We start from the raw sequence: 19,478 nt of genomic DNA, 5'->3' as shown, positions 1-19,478 counted from the left end.
TCGGCACGGATGGCTGAGGGGAGTGACGGTTGACCTACGAGATCTACATTCATGTGCCGTTCTGTCTGCGGCGGTGCGGCTACTGCGATTTCAACACCTATACGGCCACGGACCTCGGTGCGGGCGCCTCGCGCGGTCATTACGCCCAGATGGTCATCCGGGAGATGGCTCTGATCAGGCAATGGCAGTGCGATCACGGCATCGAGGAGCCTGCCGCCTCCACCGTGTTCTTCGGCGGAGGCACTCCCACGGTTCTCGCCGCCGCCGATCTGGTGGCCATGGTGGATGCCATCCGCGCGATCTGGGGTCTGACGCCCGACGCCGAGATCACCACCGAAGCCAACCCGGATACGGTCGATGAGGCTTACATAGCCGAGCTTGCCGACGGCGGTTTCACCCGCATATCCTTCGGCATGCAGTCAGCCGTGCCGCACGTGCTGGCGACGCTCGACCGCACGCACACGCCATCCAACGTGGCCGCCGGCGTCGACGCCGCCACCATGGCCGGACTGCGTTCCAGCGTGGATCTGATCTATGGCGCGCCGGGGGAGAGCCTTGAGGATTGGCGCACTTCGGTTGAGGCCGCTCTCGATCTCGGTGTGCATCATATCTCCGCTTATGCGCTGACCGTGGAACCCACCACGAAAATGGGCCGTCGGATCGCCGCCGGCACCTTGCCCAAGCCGGATGACGATGATGAGGCCGCCAAATACGAGCTCGCCGACGAGCTGTTCACCCAAGCCGGTCTCGATTGGTATGAGATTTCCAACTGGGCCCGCCCCGGATACGAGAGCCGGCATAATCTCGGGTATTGGCGCAACGTCGATTGGGCGGGGCTGGGTCCCGGCGCCCATTCCCATTACCGTTGCCATGCGGTGTCTTCCAATGGGTACGGCCTGCGCAGTTGGGACATCGCCCACCCCCGTCTCTGGGGAGTCGCCATCAACGAACACCGTGTGCCGTGGGCCGATAGTGAGCGGATCACCGCCGAGGAGAACCTCGAGGAACTGATCATGCTTGGTCTGCGTATGCGTGAAGGGCTCGATCTGGAGCGCATCGATCGCGTCATTGCCGTGGATCGGCTTACGCCGATGATCGAAGAGGGCCTGGTCACCGTGGTCGATGGACGCCGGGTGGTGCCCACGCGGCGCGGCAGGCTCATCAATGACACGGTCATCGAACGGTTCTTCGATCTCGCCGGCATCTAGGACCGGAGCGTCGTGGAGTATGCTCGAATCATGACGCGCTACCTATGCGCCCCCGACTCCTTCAAAGAGAGCTTGACCGCCATGCAGGCGGCCGAGGCGATGGCTCGGGGGATTGAGAATGCCGACCGCGATGCCGAGATTCGCTGTCTTCCCATGGCCGACGGCGGTGAAGGGACCGTGCGTGCGCTTGTCGACGCCACCGGGGGGACGATGCATGCCGTGCCGGTTCATGATCCGCTCGGTCGACTTATCGAAGGCCGGTTCGGAGTGCTTGCCGATGGCGCGACCGCCGTGGTCGAGACCGCCGAGGCCAGCGGTCTCGCCAGACTCAACGCGGAGGAACGAAACCCGCTGATCGCGTCATCCTATGGTACCGGCGAACTGTTGCTCGCCGCCGCCCGTCTTGGCGTTCGACGACTCATCGTCGGTCTCGGCGGCAGCGCCACCAATGACGCCGGCGCCGGCCTCCTGCAATCCCTCGGCGTGCGTCTCCTGGACGCGAACGGCGACGAGCTGGGACGTGGGGGAGCGGCCTTGGCCGATGTATCCGTCATCGACATCACAACGATGGATCCGGCCATTGGGAACGTGTCCATCATCGCCGCCTGCGATGTGACCAATCCGTTGACCGGTCCCACTGGCGCCAGCGCGGTGTTCGGACCGCAGAAGGGGGCCGGTGCCGATGATGTCGTCACGTTGGACGCCGCCTTGGCGCATTTCGCGCGTCTGATCGAAAGCCGTTTCGGTGTGGACGTGAACGATGTGCCCGGCGCTGGTGCCGCGGGCGGCATCGGTGCCGCATTGAAGGGTTTCTTTGGCGCCGAGTTTCGATCGGGCGTCGATATCGTCATCGAGCAATCCGGTCTTGATGAGGCCGTGCGATGGGCTGACGTGGTGTTCACCGGGGAAGGCGCCATCGATGCTCAGACCGGATTCGGCAAAGCTCCTGCCGGTGTGGCCGGAGTGGCCAAACGGTACGGCAAGCCCGTTGTCGCCGTGGCCGGATGTGTTGGTGTGGGAATCGACGGGTTACATGGACTCGGCATCGACGCGGTTTTCGGCATCGCGCCCGGCGCTTCGAGCCTCAACGACCTGCTGGCCGATGCGGCCGCCAATGTGACGCGCACCACCGAGCAGATCGTGCGGGTCATGCGGATGAAATGAACGTTTCGTCAAGCCGCCTACCCGGACACATGGCATGAGAGCGAGAGAGAAGTGGACTTCGTTGTCCGATTGTCATTCAGTTATCACTGTGTTTGATTATCACTGTGTTGAATTATCGGTTGTCTGAACGGGAATCGTCCGCGGCGGTTCAGCGGGCGTCCTTATCGGTGCCGGCGATGATGTCGGAGAACATCTTGCTGTCGGCGTATCCGGCGCGGGCGACGGAGTTCATGCCGCAGAGGGCGAGACCGCGCACCATGGAATTCTTGAAGGACATAGTCACTGCCTTTCGTTCATGCAGAGCCGAAAAAGGCCTTGCTCCTGTTGTTTCCTTGCTGTCGATGACGTTCGGGTCCTGATGCGACATCCGTCGTCAGGCGTGCGTCCCGTCGATTCAGCGAGCGCTCTTGTTGGCTTCGTTGATCAGGTCGGCGAGGATGGTGTCGTTGGCGCGGCCGTACTGGGTCGTGGAGCTCATGCCGTACATAGCGAGACCGCGCATCATGGAATCCTTGAAAGACATCATGTTTCCTTTCGTTGGTCAAAGCCTTGTGGCTTTGAGTTATATATCGGCTTCCTTTTGAAACCGGTTTCAGAATAGCGCGGTTCGATGACAAACGCAAGAGCGAAATTCCGCCCTCGGCGTTTCCCGCTCGTTGGCGCATCCGGCCCATACGTCGCCCTCCGCGCCATGGCCTACAATGAGACGCGGAAAACCAAGGATTCGTGACCGGGACGCGGGTGCATGACGGCGTCCATGCCCGGCGGCTATGGCGGGAGAGATGAGGATGGCGAAAAGCACGGGCCGCACCAGACCGGTGATCAAGGATGTGGCCAGGTTGGCCGGGGTTTCGGCACCGACCGTCTCCCGGTATCTCAACGGCACCGTCAACGTCGCCGAGGACAAGTGCGAACGCATCGCCAAAGCCATCAGCCAGTTGGGCTATGAGCCGAACATCGTGGCGCGTGCCTTATCGAACCGGGAGATGGATTCCGTGGTGGTGTTCGCCGCCAACCCGTCCGCTTTCTCCACATCCGAAACGAATCATGGCGTGGAGGCCGCCGCGCGAAGGCGCCGGTTCCTGCTGAACATCGTTTCCCTGGATGAATCCGACATGGAATCCGTCGAGGCGCGTGTGCGCATGGGCCTGTCGATCAGGCCGGCCGGAGTGATCGTCTACGAATACGATCGGGCCGGCATCGCCGCGCTCGAACACATTCCCAAAGACATGCCGATGGTCGTGGTGGGCGGTAGTTTCGGAGACGGCGATTATCAGATCATCAACGCCGAAAGGGATGGCGGACGCTGGATGACCATGCACCTGCTGGATCTCGGGCATCGCACCGTCTTTCACGTGGGGCGCCCGGCGGGGCCGACCGCCAACACCAGGACCAACGGCTGGCGCGATGCGCTCGAGGAACGTGGCATCGCGGCGCCCGATCCGATCATCGTGCCTGACGATGATCTGGATGAGTCGGTCAAGGCCGGTCGCGTCCTGGGACGACGCGACGAGGTGACCGCGATCTTCGCCGACAACGATGAGATCGCCGTGGCCGTGATCCGAGGCCTGAGGGAGGTCGGGCGCCGCGTGCCCGATGATGTGAGCGTCGTGGGGTTCGACGACCGCAACTTCGGTGCCATGTGGAATCCCGCGTTGACCAGTTACACGCAGAATTTCCTGGACATGGGGGAGCGATCCTTCCGCATGCTGTTCGAGCGGATCCAAGCCAAACGCACCGGTGACGGCATGCCGCCCTCGCAGGTCGAAGTGGTGCAGGGCGAACCCTGTCTTCGCGCCTCCGAACGTGCGTATGACGGCGGCGAAGCCCTGTAGCGGGCCGACCACGTCCCGCCCGTCATCGTCGCGGATCGCCTGATTCGGAATATGGACACGCGAAACGTAAATGACATGGAGCAACGGTACTGTGTCAACAGCAATGAACGAAGAGACACGATTCCCTTACGTGTCCACAACCAATTGAGGTGATTCCGGTGACATTCAAAGCCCCGCTCGATCTCACGGTCCACGCTCCGGACGGTATGTATGATCCCGCCAACGAGCATGACGCCTGTGGTGTGGGTATGGTCACCACGTTGAACAAGCGTCCTGAACGCAAAATCGTCACTGACGCCATCGAGGTGCTGGTCAATCTCGACCACCGCGGTGCTGTGGGTGCCGAGGAGAACACGGGCGACGGCGCCGGCATCCTGATGAGCATGCCGGACGAGTTCATGCGTGCCACCGTGCCCGCCGAACTGCCCGAAGCCGGCCACTATGCCGCAGGCATCGCCTTCCTCGACCGCGACATCGAAACCTCCGGTCAGCAGGAACAGGCCATTGCCAAGATCGTGCGCGAGGAGGGACTCGAAGTTCTCGCCTGGCGCGTGGTGCCCACCAACCCGGACGGCCTCGGCCTGCAGGCCCTTGCCGCCATGCCGGGATTCAAGACTCTCGTGGTCGCCTCTCCGGACGGTGCTCTGGCCGGCGTGGACTTGGATCGCAAGACCTTCCGCATCCGCAAGCGCGTCGAGCATGAGGTAGGCGTCTACTTCGCTTCCCTGTCCGCCCGTACCATCACGTACAAGGGCATGCTCACCACCATGCAGCTCACCCACTTCTTCGAGGATCTGAACGACGAGCGCATGAAGGCCACCATCGCCATCGTCCACTCCCGCTTCTCCACCAACACCTTCCCGAGCTGGCCGCTGGCCCAGCCGTTCCGTCTGCTGGCCCACAATGGCGAGATCAACACCATTCAGGGCAACCGCAACTGGCTCTCCGCCCGTGAAGGTCGTCTGAGCAGCGAACTGCTCGGCGAGTTCGAGCCGCTGCTGCCCATCACCACTCCGGGCTACTCCGATTCTGGCACCTTCGACGAGTGCCTCGAACTACTGCACCTCGCCGGCCGTTCCCTGCCGCACGCCATCTGCATGATGCTGCCGCCGGCATGGGAGAAGAACCCCGACCTCGACCCGGACGTGCGCGCCTTCTACGAGTACAACAACACGCTTATCGAGCCGTGGGATGGCCCGGCCGACATCGTCTTCACCGACGGCACCCAGGTCGGCGCCCTGCTCGACCGCAACGGCTTCCGCCCCGGCCGCTGGCAGCTCACCGACGACGGCTACATCGTTCTGGCCTCCGAGGCCGGCGTGATTCCGGAAATCGAGCAGGAGCACATCGTGTCCAAGGGCCGTCTTGAGCCCGGCAAGATGTTCCTGGTCGACACCGCCGAAGGCCGCATCATTCCCGATGAAGAGGTCAAGAAGACCCTCGCCTCCCAGCACCCGTACCGCAAGTGGGTGGAAGGCAACTCGGTCGAAATGAGCGACCTGCCCCGCCGCGAGCACGTGAGCCACTCCGGACAGTCCGTCCAGCGCCGTCAGCGTGCCTTCGGCTACACCGAAGAGGATCTGAAGCTCCTGCTCACTCCGATGGCCAACACCGGCAAGGAACCGCTCGGTTCCATGGGTAACGATGCGCCTATGCCTGCGCTTTCCAGCCGCAGCCGCATGCTGTTCGACTACTTCACCCAGAAGTTCGCGCAGGTCACCAACCCGCCGCTGGATTGGGAGCGTGAGGAGATCGTCACCTCGCTTGAATCCGCCATCGGCCCTGAGCCGAACCTGCTGTCCGATTCCGAGCTGCACGCCAAGAAGATCCTCATCCCGCTGCCCGTGGTCAACTCTGATGAGATGGCCCAGCTCAAGCGCCTCGACAAGGCCCGCATCCTCGGCGGCTACTATCGCCCGTACGTGGTCAAGGGCCTCTACCAGATCGCCGGCGGCGGCAAGGCCCTCGAAGATCGACTTGCCGAGATCTTTGCCGAAATCGATGAGGCCATCGACAACGGCAAGAACTTCATCGTGCTCTCCGACCGTGAATCCAACCACACCTGGGGCCCGATTCCGTCCCTGCTGCTGACTTCCGCCGTGCAGCATCACCTGCTGCGTCACCACACCCGTACGCAGATCTCCATGGCCGTCGAGGCCGGCGACGTGCGCGAGATTCACCATGTCGCGCTGCTGATCGCTTATGGTGCCGCCTGCGTGAACCCGTATCTGGCCTTTGAATCCGTTGAGGATCTGGCCCGTAACGGCTACCTCAAGGTCGACGCGGACACCGCTGTCAAGAACCTCACCAAGGCCCTGTCCACCGGCGTGCTCAAGATCATGTCCAAGATGGGCGTCTCCACCATCATGAGCTACCGTGGCGCGCAGCTGTTCGAGGCTGTGGGCCTGAGCCAGGAAGTCATCGACGAATACTTCACCGGCACCACCTCCCGTGTGGGCGGCGTTGGCCTTGACGAGATCGCCGAGGAAGTGGCCATCCGTCACCGCGTGGCCTACCCGAACCAGTGGAGCGCATCCCCGCACCGCAACCTGCGTACGGGCGGCGACTACAAGTGGCGTCGTACCGGCGAGGATCACCTCAACGATCCCGAGGCCATCTTCCTGCTTCAGCAGTCGACCCACCGTGGCGACTACCAGATGTTCAAGAAGTATTCGCACCACATCAACGACACGTCGAACCGTCTCATGACCCTGCGTGGCCTGATGAAGTTCAACACCAACCGCAAGCCGATCGACATCTCCGAAGTCGAGCCGACCTCTGAGATCGTCAAGCGCTTCTCCACCGGTGCCATGAGCTACGGTTCCATCTCGCAGGAAGCGCACGAGACGCTTGCCATCGCCATGAATTCGATTGGCGCACGCTCCAACTCCGGTGAGGGCGGCGAATCCGACGATCGTATCAACGACCCGCAGCGCTACAGCCGCATCAAGCAGATCGCGTCCGCTCGCTTCGGCGTGACCTCCGATTACCTCGTGCACGCCACCGACCTGCAGATCAAGCTCGCCCAGGGTGCCAAGCCCGGTGAGGGTGGCCACCTGCCCGGTGCCAAGGTCCCGCCGTGGATCGCCAAGGTCCGTCACGCCACCCCGGGCGTGGAGCTTATCTCCCCGCCGCCGCACCACGACATCTACTCCATCGAGGATCTGAAGCAGCTGATCAACGATGCGAAGATGGCCAACCCGAAGGCACGTATCCACGTCAAGCTCGTTTCCGAGTTCGGCGTCGGCACCATCGCGGCCGGTGTGGCCAAGTGCCATGCCGACGTGGTGCTTATCTCCGGCTATGACGGCGGTACGGGTGCAGCCCCGCTCAACGCCATCAAGCACGCCGGTACCCCGTGGGAGATCGGCCTGTCCGAAACCCAGCAGACGCTGATCCTGAACGGCCTGCGCTCCCGCATCGTCGTCCAGTGCGACGGCGAGCTTAAGACCGGTCGTGACGTGGTCATCGCCGCCCTGCTTGGTGCCGAGGAATTCGGCTTCGCTACTGCGGCCCTGATCGTGGAAGGCTGCGTCATGATGCGCGCCTGCCAGAAGAACACCTGCCCGCAGGGCATTGCCACCCAGGATCCTGAGCTGCGCGCCCGCTTTAAGGGCAAGCCCGAGTACGTGGTCAACTTCTTCATGTTCATCGCTGAGGAGGTGCGCGAGATCCTCGCCCAGCTCGGCTTCAGGACTCTTGAGGAGGCCATCGGCCACGTTGAGTGCCTGGACCAGGACGAGGCCATCAAGCGCTGGAAGTCCGGCGGCATCGACCTGACCAACGTGCTCAAGCAGGCCGGCCCGGTACCCGGCACGATCCTGCACCAGACCATCGAGCAGAACCACGAGCTGGAGAAGGCACTGGACAACAAGCTCATCGAACTTGCCCAGCCGGCCCTCGAACACAAGGAACCCGTGCGCATCGAAATGCCGATTCGCAACGTCAACCGTACGGTCGGCACCATGGTCGGCTACGAGATCACCAGCCGTTACGGCGAGGAAGGTCTGCCGGACGACACCATCGACATGACCCTGCATGGTTCCGGAGGCCAGTCCATCGGTGCGTTCATCCCGCGCGGCGAGACCATGCGCATCTACGGTGAAGTCAACGACTACGCCGGCAAGGGCCTGTCCGGCGGTCGCATGATCGTGCGCCCGGAAGACACCGTCACCTTCGACAAGCACAGCAACGTCATCGCCGGCAATGTCACCGGTTTCGGCGCCACTTCCGGCCAGATGTTCGTAGCCGGTCGCGCCGGCGAACGTTTCGGCGTTCGTAACGGCGGTGCCACGTTCGTGGTCGAAGGCGTGGGCGACCACGGCTGCGAGTACATGACCGGCGGCACTGTTGTGGTGCTCGGCCCCACCGGACGCAACTTCGGTGCAGGCTTCTCCGGCGGTAACACTTATGTGCTTGACCTTGATATGAAGAAGGTCAACCCGGGTGCCATCAAGTCCGGTGCACTGCTCTTCAAGTCGCTTGATGCCGAAACCTCCAAGCTGGTGTACGCACTGGTCAAGCAGCATGCCGAAGAGACCGGTTCCCAGTTCGCCGCGGCCCTGCTGGAGGACTGGAACGAAACCGTCAAGCGGTTCACTCACGTGGTGCCGAAGCAGTTCGTGGCCATGACGAAGGCCATGGAAGAAGCCAAGGCCAACAATGTAGATTTCAATACGCCCGGCGCCTGGGAAAAGGTGTACGAGCAGGTTATGGAAGGAGCGCGCTGACATGGGCGACCCGAGAGGATTCCTGAAGGTCCGTACCCGCCGAGAGTTGGCTGAACGCCCCGTTGAGGAGCGTATCAAGGACTGGTTCGACGTTCACGCCGAAACCGGCCTGCAACCGTGGACCCAAACGCAGGCGGCCCGCTGCATGGATTGTGGCACCCCGTTCTGCATGACCGGATGCCCGCTGGGTAACCTGATTCCCGAGTGGAACGACTTGGTCCGTCAGGGCAAGTGGGAAGACGCCTACAACCGTCTGTCCATGACCAACAACTTCCCCGAAGTCACCGGCCGCATCTGCCCGGCCCTGTGCGAGCAGGCCTGCGTGCTCGGCATCCACCAGCCGCCGACCATGATCAAGCTTGACGAGCAGACCATCATCGACCAGGCATGGGATTTGGACTACGTCAAGCCGCTGCCGCCGCAGCGTCTGACCGACCAGACGGTCGCCATCGTCGGCTCCGGCCCTGCCGGCCTCGCCGCCGCACAGCAGCTCACCCGCGCTGGCCACACTGTCGTCGTCTACGAGAAGGACGACGCCATCGGTGGTCTGATGCGTTACGGCATCCCGAACTTCAAGCTTGAGAAGGGTCTGCTCGACCGCCGTGTCAAGCAGATGGAGGCCGAAGGCACCCGCTTCCGCACCAACGTGGAAATTGGCAAGGACATCACGTGGGATGACCTGCGTGACCGTTACGACGCCGTCGTGGTGGCCATCGGCTCCCGCGTGCCGCGCGATATGAAGATTCCAGGCCGCGAGCTGGACGGCATCCACTTCGCCCTCGACTTCCTGCCCGACGCCACGCGCCGTATCTTCGGCGTCAAGCCGGTGCACGACATCACCGCCAAGGACAAGCACGTGGTGGTCATCGGCGGTGGCGACACCGGTTCCGACTGCCTTGGTACCTCCATCCGTCAGGGTGCGAAGGATGTCACCGTGCTGCAGATCATGCCGAAAGAGCCGTCTTCACGCCCAGACAACAGCCCGTGGCCGACCTTCGCCCGCACCTACCAGAAGACCTCCTCCATGGAAGAGGGTGGCGAGTACATCTACTCGACCGACTCGGTGAACTTCGAAGGCACCGAAGAGGAGAAGGCCAAGGTCACCATCGACAACTCGACCACCGCCGAAGGCTTCGTGGCCGATGAACACGGTCACGTCACCGGCCTGAAGGTCGTCTCTGTGGCCCCCGGCGAGAACGGCCCTTTCACCCGCCAGCCCGGCACCGAGCGCGTGCTGCCGGCCGATCTGGTCCTCATCTCCGTGGGCTTCCTGCACCCGGACACCGAGACCATCCTCGACCAGCTGCCCGTCGAACTTGACAAGCGTGGCAACATCGCCCGCAACGACAAGTTCGCCACCTCCCAGGACGGCGTGTTCGTGTGCGGCGACGCCGGCCGTGGTCAGAGCCTCGTGGTCTGGGCCATCGCCGAAGGCCGCTCCTGCGCCGTAGCCGTGGACGAGTACCTCTCCAAGGAAAAGAGCGAGCTGCCGGCCCCGATTAAGGCCAGCCAGCGTCCGATGATGCTGCCTCGCTGAATACTTTCCAAACAGAAACATGAAAATCCCTTCTTCGTGAGGGGATTTTTGCGTTTCTGGGATTAATTACTGCCTTGAGTCTTAAGTAATGTTTATATTTCGAGAATATTGCATACGTGGTTAACATGAAGTTCCTATGGTGCCTTTCGTCGCCAAAAAGACGACGCCAAAATATTCGGGAGAGATTCATGAACACACGTCATGTCACTTCACTGGTCGCGGCCGGTGCGGCAATCGTCATGCTGCTCAGCGGCTGCGGATCGACCGGCATCTCCAATTCCAGTAATGCTTCAGATTCCAACATCATTTCCGTGTACGGCAGTGAGCCGGCACACCCACTATTCCCCGGCAACACCACTGAGGCCGGTGGCGGCAAGGTTGTAGACCAGCTGTTCGCCGGTCTGGTGACCTATGATGCGCGGGGCGGCATCCACAACGAGGTAGCAGACAGCATCACCTCCAGCGACAACGCCACGCATTACGTCATCAAGCTCAAGAGCGGATGGAAGTTCACCGACGGCACTCCGGTGACCGCGCGCTCCTTCGTAGACGCTTGGAATTACACCGCCAACAGTGCCAACAAGCAGGCCAGCGCCAGCTTCTTCAGCACAATCGAAGGCTATGATGATCTGCAAAAGCCGGACGTGGACCCCAAGGCCACGCTGAGCGGCCTGACCGTCGTTGACGACAACACGATCGATGTCAAGCTCAGCCAGCCCGACTCGGCATTCCCGGTCAAGGCCGGCAGCCACGCCTACATGCCGTTGCCCGAGTCCGCGTTCAAGGACCCGAAGAAGTTCGGTCAGCACCCAGTGAGCAACGGCCCATACAAGTTCGTGTCCTGGCAGCGCAACCACAGCATCGAAATGGTGAAGAACCCTGACTACAAGGGCAATCGTGTCGCCAAGAACGATGGCCTGAACTTCAAGATCTACACCTCGCCTGATTCGGCATACGCCGACCTACGCGGTGGCAACCTGGACTTCACGAGCACGATTCCTGACACCGCACTTACCTCCTTCCAATCCGACAAGTCGCTGAAGGCATACAACGAGCCCGGTGGCAATACGCTCACCTTCACCATTCCTGAATGGCTGGAACACTTCGGCCAGAACGAGGAAGGCAACCTGCGTCGTCAGGCCATTTCCATGTCCATCGACCGCAAGACCGTCGCCGAGAAGATCTTCCACGGCACCGCCACGCCCGCCGTCGACTTCCTTGCAGCCCCAATCAGCGCCTACTCCAAGGAACTCAAGGGAAATGAAGTACTGAAGTACAACCCGTCCAAGGCCAAGGAACTGTGGGCCAAGGCCAACGCCATCTCCCCGTGGAGCGGTGAGTTCGGCATTGCATACAATGCTGATGGCACTGCGAAGAACTGGGTTGAGGCAATCTGCAACTACATCAAGAACACGCTGGATATCGATGCCAAGAGCATCCCGATGTCCACTTCCGACGAATTCCTGTCCAATGTGGATTCAGGCAAGATGACCTCCGCATACCGTAGCGGTTGGGGCCCTGATTATCCATCCGCGGACAACTATCTGGTACAGCTGTACGATTCCAGTTCGGCCGACGGCAAGGGCGGCAACAGCGGCAACTACAAGAACCCCGAGTTCGATGCCATGATGGACAAGGCTCTTTCCGCTCCGTCCACCGAGGAAGCCGACAAGTATTATCAGCAAGGTGAGGAGATTCTGCTGCAGGACCTTCCGGCTATCCCGTTGTGGAACCAGAATGCCACCGCAGCCAGCACCTCCGCAGTCTCCGGTGTCGCATTCGACTACGGCGGCGGCCCAGTGTTCACCGCACTGACCAAGAAGCAGTAAGCAGTAAGTAATAAACAGACAGCGCTAGCCCCCGCTGGCGGGGGCTGTCGGCAAAGCCGACTGGGGGTGGTCTCAAACAGCAGACCACCCCTAATCTTGTTATATGAGCGAGTTCCCATAATCGGGAGCAATCGAGAACATACAGGAGCACATTAACTATGGAATTCACCGTATCCGGCACTACTGTGCGATTCGATGAACGAACAATGCAGTTCGCTTTTACGCGCGACGGTGCCGAATGGAATACCTGCGCTGATTTCAAGCCGACCCTGCAATGCGCGCAAGGCACCTTCGCGTTCGCAGATGCCACTTCCATCACCCATGAGCAGCGTGAAACCGGCACGGGAACCGGCATTCGCAGCATCTTCACCGGCTTTGGGCACAGCGCATACTCCTTTGAAACCTATGTATGGGTGGAGCGTGCCTCAGGCGATGTGCTCTTCGAATGGATTCCGCTCAATGAGCAAGGCTTGAACATCACCAATGTGACGTGGCCCGCAGCCATGGACTTCGATTGCGCCGACGACCATGACACGACTCTCATCACCCATGAGCAAGGTGTGATGATCCCCAACACATGGCCTACCGCCGTGAGCACCAAAGACATCGCCTTCGACGGTCGCTTCGAAACGGCTGGCGGTTACATGCCTTGGTTCGCGCAGCTCCGCGCAGACGGACACGGGTATATCGCCATCTGCGAAACTCCATGGAATGCCGGTTACGGCATCGACCATCCCAGCGATGGCCCGTACACCCATATCAATACTTGGTTTGAGCCAAGCCTCGGCACAATGAATTATCGCCGCGTGGTACGCTACCAGTTCCTCGACCACGCCGATCACACGGCGGTGTGCAAGGCCTATCGTTTGTACGTCAATGAACGAGGTCGCTTGCGTACGCTCGCCGAAAAGGCGGCGCGCAATCCCTCCGTGCGTGACCTGATTGGTCGTTCATGGGTGCACATCGGCATCAAAACCAAAGTACAGCCCGACTCGTACTACTACGATAAGGATCACCCCGAGAAAAACGATTCATTGGTCACCTTTGTGCAGCGCGAAAAGCAAATGCGAACATTGCACAGCATGGGTGCAGGCCGACTGTACATGCACTTGGATGGTTGGGCACAGCCCGGATACGACAACGCACACCCTGACTATCTGCCGGCTTGTCAGGAGGCAGGCGGCTGGGAAGGCATGAAGTCGCTGGTCGACGCCTGCCATGAGCAAGGCGATATTTTCGGCACGCATGACCAGTACCGCGATTACTACTTCACCGCACAAACCTTTGATGCCAACAATGCGATTCGGCTGGCAGACGGTACGATGCCCGAACACGCACGCTGGGCGGGCGGCCACCAGACCTACCTGTGCGCCGAGCTCGCACCGGACTACGTGCGCCGCAATTTCGCCGAAATCGCCGCACACGGCATCAAGCTCGACTGTGCATACTTGGATGTTTTCACCTGCAACGAAGGCGACGAATGCTCGAACCCCGAACACCGCATGACCCGCCGCGAATGCTTTGACCGCCGCGCCGAATGCTTCGAATATCTGCTCTCGCACGGCATCCTCTCCTCGTCCGAAGAGGTATCGGACTGGGCAGTGCCAAGCCTGATATTCTGCCATTACGCGCCATACGACTTCCAGATGCGCTCACCCAACGAGCCGCGCCAAGGTGTGCCGGTGCCGCTGTATAACCTCGTCTACCATGATTGCATTATCGAACCATGGATGATGGAGCGTGTGGCGAACGGCGACGATTACATGCTGTACGCCCTGCTCAACGGCGGAGCTCCATACCTGATTCGCGATGCCGCATACATCGGCGTTGACGGCGACATGGACGACGAACAGCGCGCTCGCACGGAAAACGACATCGAACGCTGCCATACGGTCGCTGCATTCCATGAGCGGGTCGGCATGCAGGAACTGGTTCGTCACGAGTTCGTGGATGATGATCCGCTGGTGCAGCGTTCGGTATTCGCGGACGGCACTGCGGTCACTTGCGACTTCCATACGCAAACCTATCGCATCACCGACTGCCCGCATCACTGACTGAAAATACAATGACACACAGTGGGTTCCGATGGACTGGTGGCAAATTGCCGCCGATAAGCGAGTAATATAGCCAACAGTGTCACCGTCGAAACAGGAGTAGTGGAATGCCGAATCGTGCAGAACGCCGTGCCCAAGCCAAAGCAGGCCGCAGGGGAGTGCCGTCGCAGTATGACCAGACCCGTGGCCGTGGCCGTTCGGGAATGATTGACGAATACCAGCTGCAGCAGAAGTCCCAGCGTCTGCAGGACGGCACCGACGGCACCGAATGGAAGCCCAGCGGCGGTACGATTGCGGACACCGAAACCCTGCTGACCACTAACCCGAACTACACGAATCCGAAGATGTTCAAGGCACCGCATTCGCTGCGTCAGTGGTTCCGTGTGGGCAGCTGGACGCTGATCGCCATCGCGATTATCGCGTTCTTCGTGGTTATGTGGCTGCCAAGCCATCCGATGTGGCTGGTCATCACCGTTTCCGCGGTGTTCATTGTGGGTGTGCTGAGCCTGTTCTTTACGGCTGGCGATTCCAAGCATAATCCGAATTTGGATCAGAACGGCACGGCAGTCTGATCTTTTGCCCGGTAAATCCGGCTTGAAAAGCAAAACGCACGACGGAAGTTGTGCGTTTTCTTGTATGCGGTGCCCTAAAGTAAGAAGTGCTTGAGTTTCTTTCTGACGCACGAAGGAGAGGCAGTCCGATGAAAGTTGATATTCTAACCCGCGAATACCCGCCGCACGTGTATGGTGGTGCCGGCGTACACGCCGAGGAGCTGTCCAAGGTTTTGGCCGAGCGCATTGACGTGACCGTGCGTGCGTTTGACGGCAAGCGCATCGAGGCGGACATTCCTGCTATCCCGAATGCTGCCGATGCTAAGGGCAGCTTGAAGGTCGTCGGCTATGACACGCCTTCCGAGCTGGCTGACGCCAACCCCGCATTGAAGACTTTCGGCGTGGATCTGCAGATTGCCAACGACGTTGACGCCGATATCATCCACGCACACACATGGTACGCCTGCCTGGCCGGCTACCTGGCCAAGATGCTGCACGGTACGCCGCTGGTCATCACCGCCCACTCCCTGGAACCGTTCCGCCCATGGAAGCGCGAACAGCTCGGCGGCGGCTACAACCTGAGCTCCTGGGCTGAGAAGGATGCTTACGAGCACGCCGATCGTGTGATCGCCGTTTCCGGTGGCATGCGCAAGGATATTCTGACTGCTTACCCGAACCTCGATCCGAACAAGGTGGTTGTGGTGTACAACGGCATCACCATGGCCGACTTCGCTACCCCGGCACCAGACGATCCGGGTTGGAAGGTGTTCGAGCGTTACCACATCGACCGTTCGAAGCCCACCCTGCTGTTCGTGGGCCGTATCACCCGCCAGAAGGGCCTGCCATACCTGCTCGAGGCACTGCACCTGATTTCCAAGGACATTCAGGTGGTGCTGTGCGCCGGTGCTCCTGACACCCCGGAAATCGCCGAAGAGGTCAAGATCGCGTTCGCCAAGCTGGATGAGGAACGCGGCAACATCGTCTGGATTGAAGAAATGCTGCCGAAGCCTGAGCTGAATGCTTTGGAACACGGCTGTGATGCCTTCATCTGCCCGAGCATCTACGAGCCGCTGGGCATCGTGAACCTTGAGGCCATGGCCTGCGGTCTGCCGGTCGTCGCATCCGCCACTGGCGGCATTCCGGAAGTCGTGGTCGACGGCGAAACCGGCTATCTGGTCCCGATCGACCAGCTGCACGACGGCACCGGCACCCCCACCGATCCGGACAAGTTCGTGCACGACATGGCCGCCGCCATCGACAAGATCATGGCCGACCCCGAACTCGCCAAGAAGATGGGTCAGGCCGGCTACGAACGCGCCCGCGACGTGTTCAGCTGGGAGACCATCGCCGACAAGACCGTGGAAGTCTACCAGTCCGTGCTCGACGAGCAGAAGAAGTAAGTAGCGCTGCAACGAGTGCCCCCCCTCAGTCCGGCTGCGCCGTCCAGCTCCCCTCAGGTACCGGTTTCTTGGCTCCCCTCTCTGCGGGGAGCTGTCACCGCAGTGACTGAGGGGAGTCGTCAGACCGCGAATCATAGGTAGTATTTCACTCATGACAAACACCGTCCTCCAACTCGACAACGTCGAATTCCGGCGTAACCGTCGCGTCATTATCACCGACGTGAACCTCACCATCAACGCGGGGGAGCGTTGGGTGCTGTTCGGTCCGAACGGCATCGGCAAATCCACCGCGGTCGGCATGCTGGCCACCCGCACCTTCCCCTCAGAGGGCCGCGTATTCATCCTCGGCCATCAACTCGGCAAATACGACGTATTCAAACTGCGCACCCGCATCGGTCTCGCCTCTGCCGACCTGGGCCGGCAGTTCCCCGAGTTCGAGGACCCGCTGGACGCCGTGGTCACCGGCCTGTCCGCCGTGACCGGGCGCTGGCGCGACACCTACACGCAAGAGGAATACGCCCGCGCCCGCCAGCTGCTGCGCGATTTCCACGTCTCCTATCTGGAAGGCAAGGAGATGTGGCGACTGTCCGAAGGCGAACGCACCCGCGTATTGATCGCCCGCGCACTAATGGGAGATCCCGAGCTGCTCATCATGGACGAACCGACCACCGGCCTTGACCTGGGCGGCCGCGAGCAGGTGATGCGCACATTGAGCCGAATCGGCGAAGAGAACTCCGAGCGTGCCGTGGTGCTGGTCACCCATCGCTTGGAGGAGATTCCGGCCGGTTTCGACCACATCGCTATCATGGGACGCAAGCCGATTCCTGCCGAGGACGCCACCGAAGCGGGCGTGGATTCAATGGGTAATCCCGGTGCTGGCACCATCGTCTACACTGGTTCGTTGGAGAATGGCCTGACCGACAAACGCTTGTCGGAATTGTTCGGTATGCCCATCGAAGTCCAGCACACCCACGGCCGCTGGACCGCCTACGCCGTGTGACGCTTGTAAGTTTTTAGGCGGGATTTTCTTCGCCCTCTCTGGAGGGGCTGTCAGCGTAAGCTGACTGGGGGAGGTCCAACCAGTTACGAAGGTAACCATGACAACCAATAGCAAACTCGTATTCATCGATATCGACGGCACCCTAGCCGACGAAAACCACGTCGTACCCGAATCTGCCAAAATCGCTTGCAAACAAGCCCAGGCCAACGGCCACAAGCTCTTCATCTGCACCGGGCGTTCCGTGCCGAAAATCGAACGCAGCATCCTCGACCTCGGTTTCGATGGCGTGGTTTCCGTGGCGGGCGCTCAGGCGAATATCGGAGACAGGCTGCTGTTCCAGCATCTCGTCCCTCCTGAAGCGGTCGATGCGGCGATGGCGTATTTCGCCGAGCATCATATCGAAAGCTACCAATGGCAGGGTGCGGACGGCATGTACATTTCCGAAGGTTATCGCCGCCATCTGGAGTCCAAGGGCAAGACGTGGAATCGTGGTGAGTTTGCGCGGTTCTGGCATCTGCTGGACGAGGTCGAGGTTCCGGCCGGCTCCACGTTGGGACATACGATTCATGTGAGCAAGGGGTCATACTTCACCTCGCCGAATCCTGACGTGACTTTCGAGGAGACTCAACGTGATTTGAGCCCATGGTTTGAGCTCGTGCACGGCTCATACGACAAGATCTCGCCGAATAACGGCGAACTGCTCATCAACGGCATCGACAAAGGTACCGCTGTGCGCGACGTGGCTTCTTTGCTGGGCTATGCCATTGCCGACACCATCACCATCGGCGACTCCGACAACGACACCGCCATGCTCAAAGCCGCCGGCACATCCGTAGCCATGGGCAACGCCATTCATGGCATCCAAGCCTTCTGCGACTTCACCACCACCGACATTCACGAGGACGGCCTGGCCAACGCCTTCAAAACGTTGGGACTGGTGTGAGGTTATGTCGTTTGCTCTCAGACGGAGGATCCTTTCGTGCTGTAGTAGTGAGAAATAAGTTGAATATATACTGAACGGGGAAGGAGGGAACGATCTTATGCCGACGATAATGAAAGAACAGATGGAAGCCAGCATTCGTGTCACTCCTCAGCAGGCTTTTGATTTCATCAAGCAGCAGGTAGACACCAATGAAGGCTTTGATGAGGATACTCGACCAGTGCGGGTGCATGATTCAGCTTATTTGAAGCAACTTCTGGAGAGCTGATGAGCTCCGCCGTATGTGTCATTTTCGATTGCAATATTCATATCGATGTGGCAGAACGTATGCTGCGCCGAGCATAGAGAATTGTGAATTCAAAATGGTTTGTTCATCATGCGAAGATAGTGGTCATCTGTCCGTCGCGGTTGCGCAATTTACGGTGGCGGAGGAGCCGGAACGGAATCTGGAGATCATCGACGGATTCGCGCGTGATGCGGCGGCGGGCGATAGGGAAGCCGATCTCATTACTGCTGAGCTGAGTCGTGAGTGTCTTGATTCCGCGCGTCGAACATTGCCGGTGTTGCAGAATCGCCGTTTTGCCGATCCGCAGTTGTGTGACTGACCTCTGAATAACTTTACTGGCGCTGTTGATAAGGGTTCTATGATGGGAATCATGACCACTACTGTTGATAGCTCTGATGCAATGCCGGAACGTCTGCAAGAGGGGAGCGCGGCGCCCGATTTCACTCTGCCGGCGGTTATACCTGGGTCTACAGAGAGCGGATCAATCAACCTGTCTGACGTGCTTGATGCCGGCCGCAGGGTTGTACTGTACTTCTACCCGGCCGCGATGACGCCCGGTTGCACCACCGAGGCTTGCGATTTCCGCGACAATCTCGCCCGATTGGCGTCGAAAAACGTTACGGTGCTTGGCGTCTCCAAGGACTCGCTTGACAAGCTGCGCAAGTTTGCACAGCGCGATCATCTCACGTTCCCGCTGCTGTCTGATCCCGACCTGACCGTGCACAAGCTGTACGGCGCATACGGCGAAAAGAAGCTCTACGGCAAGGTGCACGTAGGTGTGATTCGCTCAACGCTCGTCATCAATTCCGATGGCTCCGTGGCGATTGCGCGCTACAACGTGCGTGCCAAAGGGCATGTCGAATCGCTGCTGAAGGCGCTGGACAAGCTGGAGAAGCCGGAGAAGTAGTGCGTTCTCGTTGTTCGGACACGGTGGTTCGTGCATA

16 protein-coding genes are annotated in these 19,478 nt (G+C 60.4%); 14 read left to right on the top strand and 2 right to left on the bottom strand.

What is annotated here, in order from left to right; translation table 11 throughout:
* Nucleotides 1-29: 29 nt before the first annotated feature.
* Together hemW and MMB48_RS06805 are read left to right on the top strand one after the other, a co-directional pair.
* Nucleotides 30-1,208: a radical SAM family heme chaperone HemW gene (gene hemW / locus MMB48_RS06810; protein ID WP_032743716.1), complete on the top strand. Its 1,179-nt coding sequence runs from the start codon at nucleotides 30-32 to the stop codon at nucleotides 1,206-1,208.
* 30 nt (nucleotides 1,209-1,238) lie between these two features.
* Nucleotides 1,239-2,372, top strand: coding sequence for a glycerate kinase (locus MMB48_RS06805; protein WP_080714693.1), 1,134 nt, complete (start codon nucleotides 1,239-1,241; stop codon nucleotides 2,370-2,372).
* Nucleotides 2,373-2,520: 148 nt separating this feature from the next.
* Here the strand turns inward: MMB48_RS06805 and MMB48_RS06800 are convergent, their stop codons facing one another.
* Both MMB48_RS06800 and MMB48_RS06795 read right to left on the bottom strand, forming a co-directional pair.
* Nucleotides 2,521-2,649: a hypothetical protein gene (locus MMB48_RS06800; protein ID WP_014484945.1), complete on the bottom strand. Its 129-nt coding sequence runs from the start codon at nucleotides 2,647-2,649 to the stop codon at nucleotides 2,521-2,523.
* Between the two features lie 117 nt (nucleotides 2,650-2,766).
* A complete protein-coding gene (locus MMB48_RS06795) occupies nucleotides 2,767-2,898 on the bottom strand; it encodes a hypothetical protein (protein WP_256755803.1) in 132 nt (43 codons plus the stop codon).
* A gap of 262 nt (nucleotides 2,899-3,160) precedes the next feature.
* Between MMB48_RS06795 and MMB48_RS06790 the strand changes: the two genes are divergently transcribed.
* The 12 genes from MMB48_RS06790 to MMB48_RS06735 all read left to right on the top strand — a co-directional run bounded on the left by MMB48_RS06790 (nucleotide 3,161) and on the right by MMB48_RS06735 (nucleotide 19,441).
* A complete protein-coding gene (locus MMB48_RS06790) occupies nucleotides 3,161-4,207 on the top strand; it encodes a substrate-binding domain-containing protein (protein ID WP_032743718.1) in 1,047 nt (348 codons plus the stop codon).
* A 158-nt stretch (nucleotides 4,208-4,365) separates the two neighbouring features.
* The gene (gene gltB, locus MMB48_RS06785) at nucleotides 4,366-8,937 is read left to right on the top strand and encodes a glutamate synthase large subunit (protein WP_032743775.1); all 4,572 of its coding nucleotides are present in this window, start codon (nucleotides 4,366-4,368) and stop codon (nucleotides 8,935-8,937) included.
* Nucleotide 8,938: 1 nt separating this feature from the next.
* Entirely contained in the window at nucleotides 8,939-10,474 is a 1,536-nt protein-coding gene (locus MMB48_RS06780; RefSeq protein ID WP_012577801.1) for a glutamate synthase subunit beta, read from the top strand.
* 188 nt (nucleotides 10,475-10,662) lie between these two features.
* Complete coding sequence (locus tag MMB48_RS06775; RefSeq protein ID WP_032743720.1) at nucleotides 10,663-12,303, top strand: peptide ABC transporter substrate-binding protein; 1,641 nt, start codon at nucleotides 10,663-10,665, stop codon at nucleotides 12,301-12,303.
* 158 nt (nucleotides 12,304-12,461) lie between these two features.
* A complete protein-coding gene (locus MMB48_RS06770) occupies nucleotides 12,462-14,357 on the top strand; it encodes a DUF5696 domain-containing protein (protein ID WP_032743721.1) in 1,896 nt (631 codons plus the stop codon).
* 107 nt (nucleotides 14,358-14,464) lie between these two features.
* Complete coding sequence (locus MMB48_RS06765; RefSeq protein WP_032743722.1) at nucleotides 14,465-14,929, top strand: hypothetical protein; 465 nt, start codon at nucleotides 14,465-14,467, stop codon at nucleotides 14,927-14,929.
* A gap of 128 nt (nucleotides 14,930-15,057) precedes the next feature.
* Nucleotides 15,058-16,308, top strand: coding sequence for a glycogen synthase (gene glgA / locus MMB48_RS06760; RefSeq protein ID WP_032743723.1), 1,251 nt, complete (start codon nucleotides 15,058-15,060; stop codon nucleotides 16,306-16,308).
* Between the two features lie 151 nt (nucleotides 16,309-16,459).
* A complete protein-coding gene (locus tag MMB48_RS06755) occupies nucleotides 16,460-17,308 on the top strand; it encodes an ABC transporter ATP-binding protein (RefSeq protein ID WP_032743724.1) in 849 nt (282 codons plus the stop codon).
* 97 nt (nucleotides 17,309-17,405) lie between these two features.
* A complete protein-coding gene (locus tag MMB48_RS06750; RefSeq protein WP_032743725.1) occupies nucleotides 17,406-18,251 on the top strand; it encodes a Cof-type HAD-IIB family hydrolase in 846 nt (281 codons plus the stop codon).
* A 97-nt stretch (nucleotides 18,252-18,348) separates the two neighbouring features.
* On the top strand, nucleotides 18,349-18,516 hold the full coding sequence (locus MMB48_RS06745) for a hypothetical protein (protein ID WP_012471888.1): 168 nt from the start codon (nucleotides 18,349-18,351) through the stop codon (nucleotides 18,514-18,516).
* Between the two features lie 154 nt (nucleotides 18,517-18,670).
* Nucleotides 18,671-18,853 carry a hypothetical protein gene (locus MMB48_RS06740; protein WP_007053341.1) on the top strand — a complete coding sequence of 61 codons (183 nt, stop codon included), beginning with the start codon at nucleotides 18,671-18,673 and terminating at the stop codon, nucleotides 18,851-18,853.
* A 39-nt stretch (nucleotides 18,854-18,892) separates the two neighbouring features.
* Nucleotides 18,893-19,441 carry a peroxiredoxin gene (locus MMB48_RS06735; protein WP_050496215.1) on the top strand — a complete coding sequence of 183 codons (549 nt, stop codon included), beginning with the start codon at nucleotides 18,893-18,895 and terminating at the stop codon, nucleotides 19,439-19,441.
* The last annotated feature ends 37 nt before the right edge of the window (nucleotides 19,442-19,478 follow it).

Source organism: Bifidobacterium sp. FKU, assembly GCF_026016385.1.
In the GTDB taxonomy this organism is placed as follows: Bacteria; Actinomycetota; Actinomycetes; order Actinomycetales; family Bifidobacteriaceae; genus Bifidobacterium; species Bifidobacterium infantis.
This window is presented reverse-complemented; position numbering and strand designations above follow the sequence as displayed.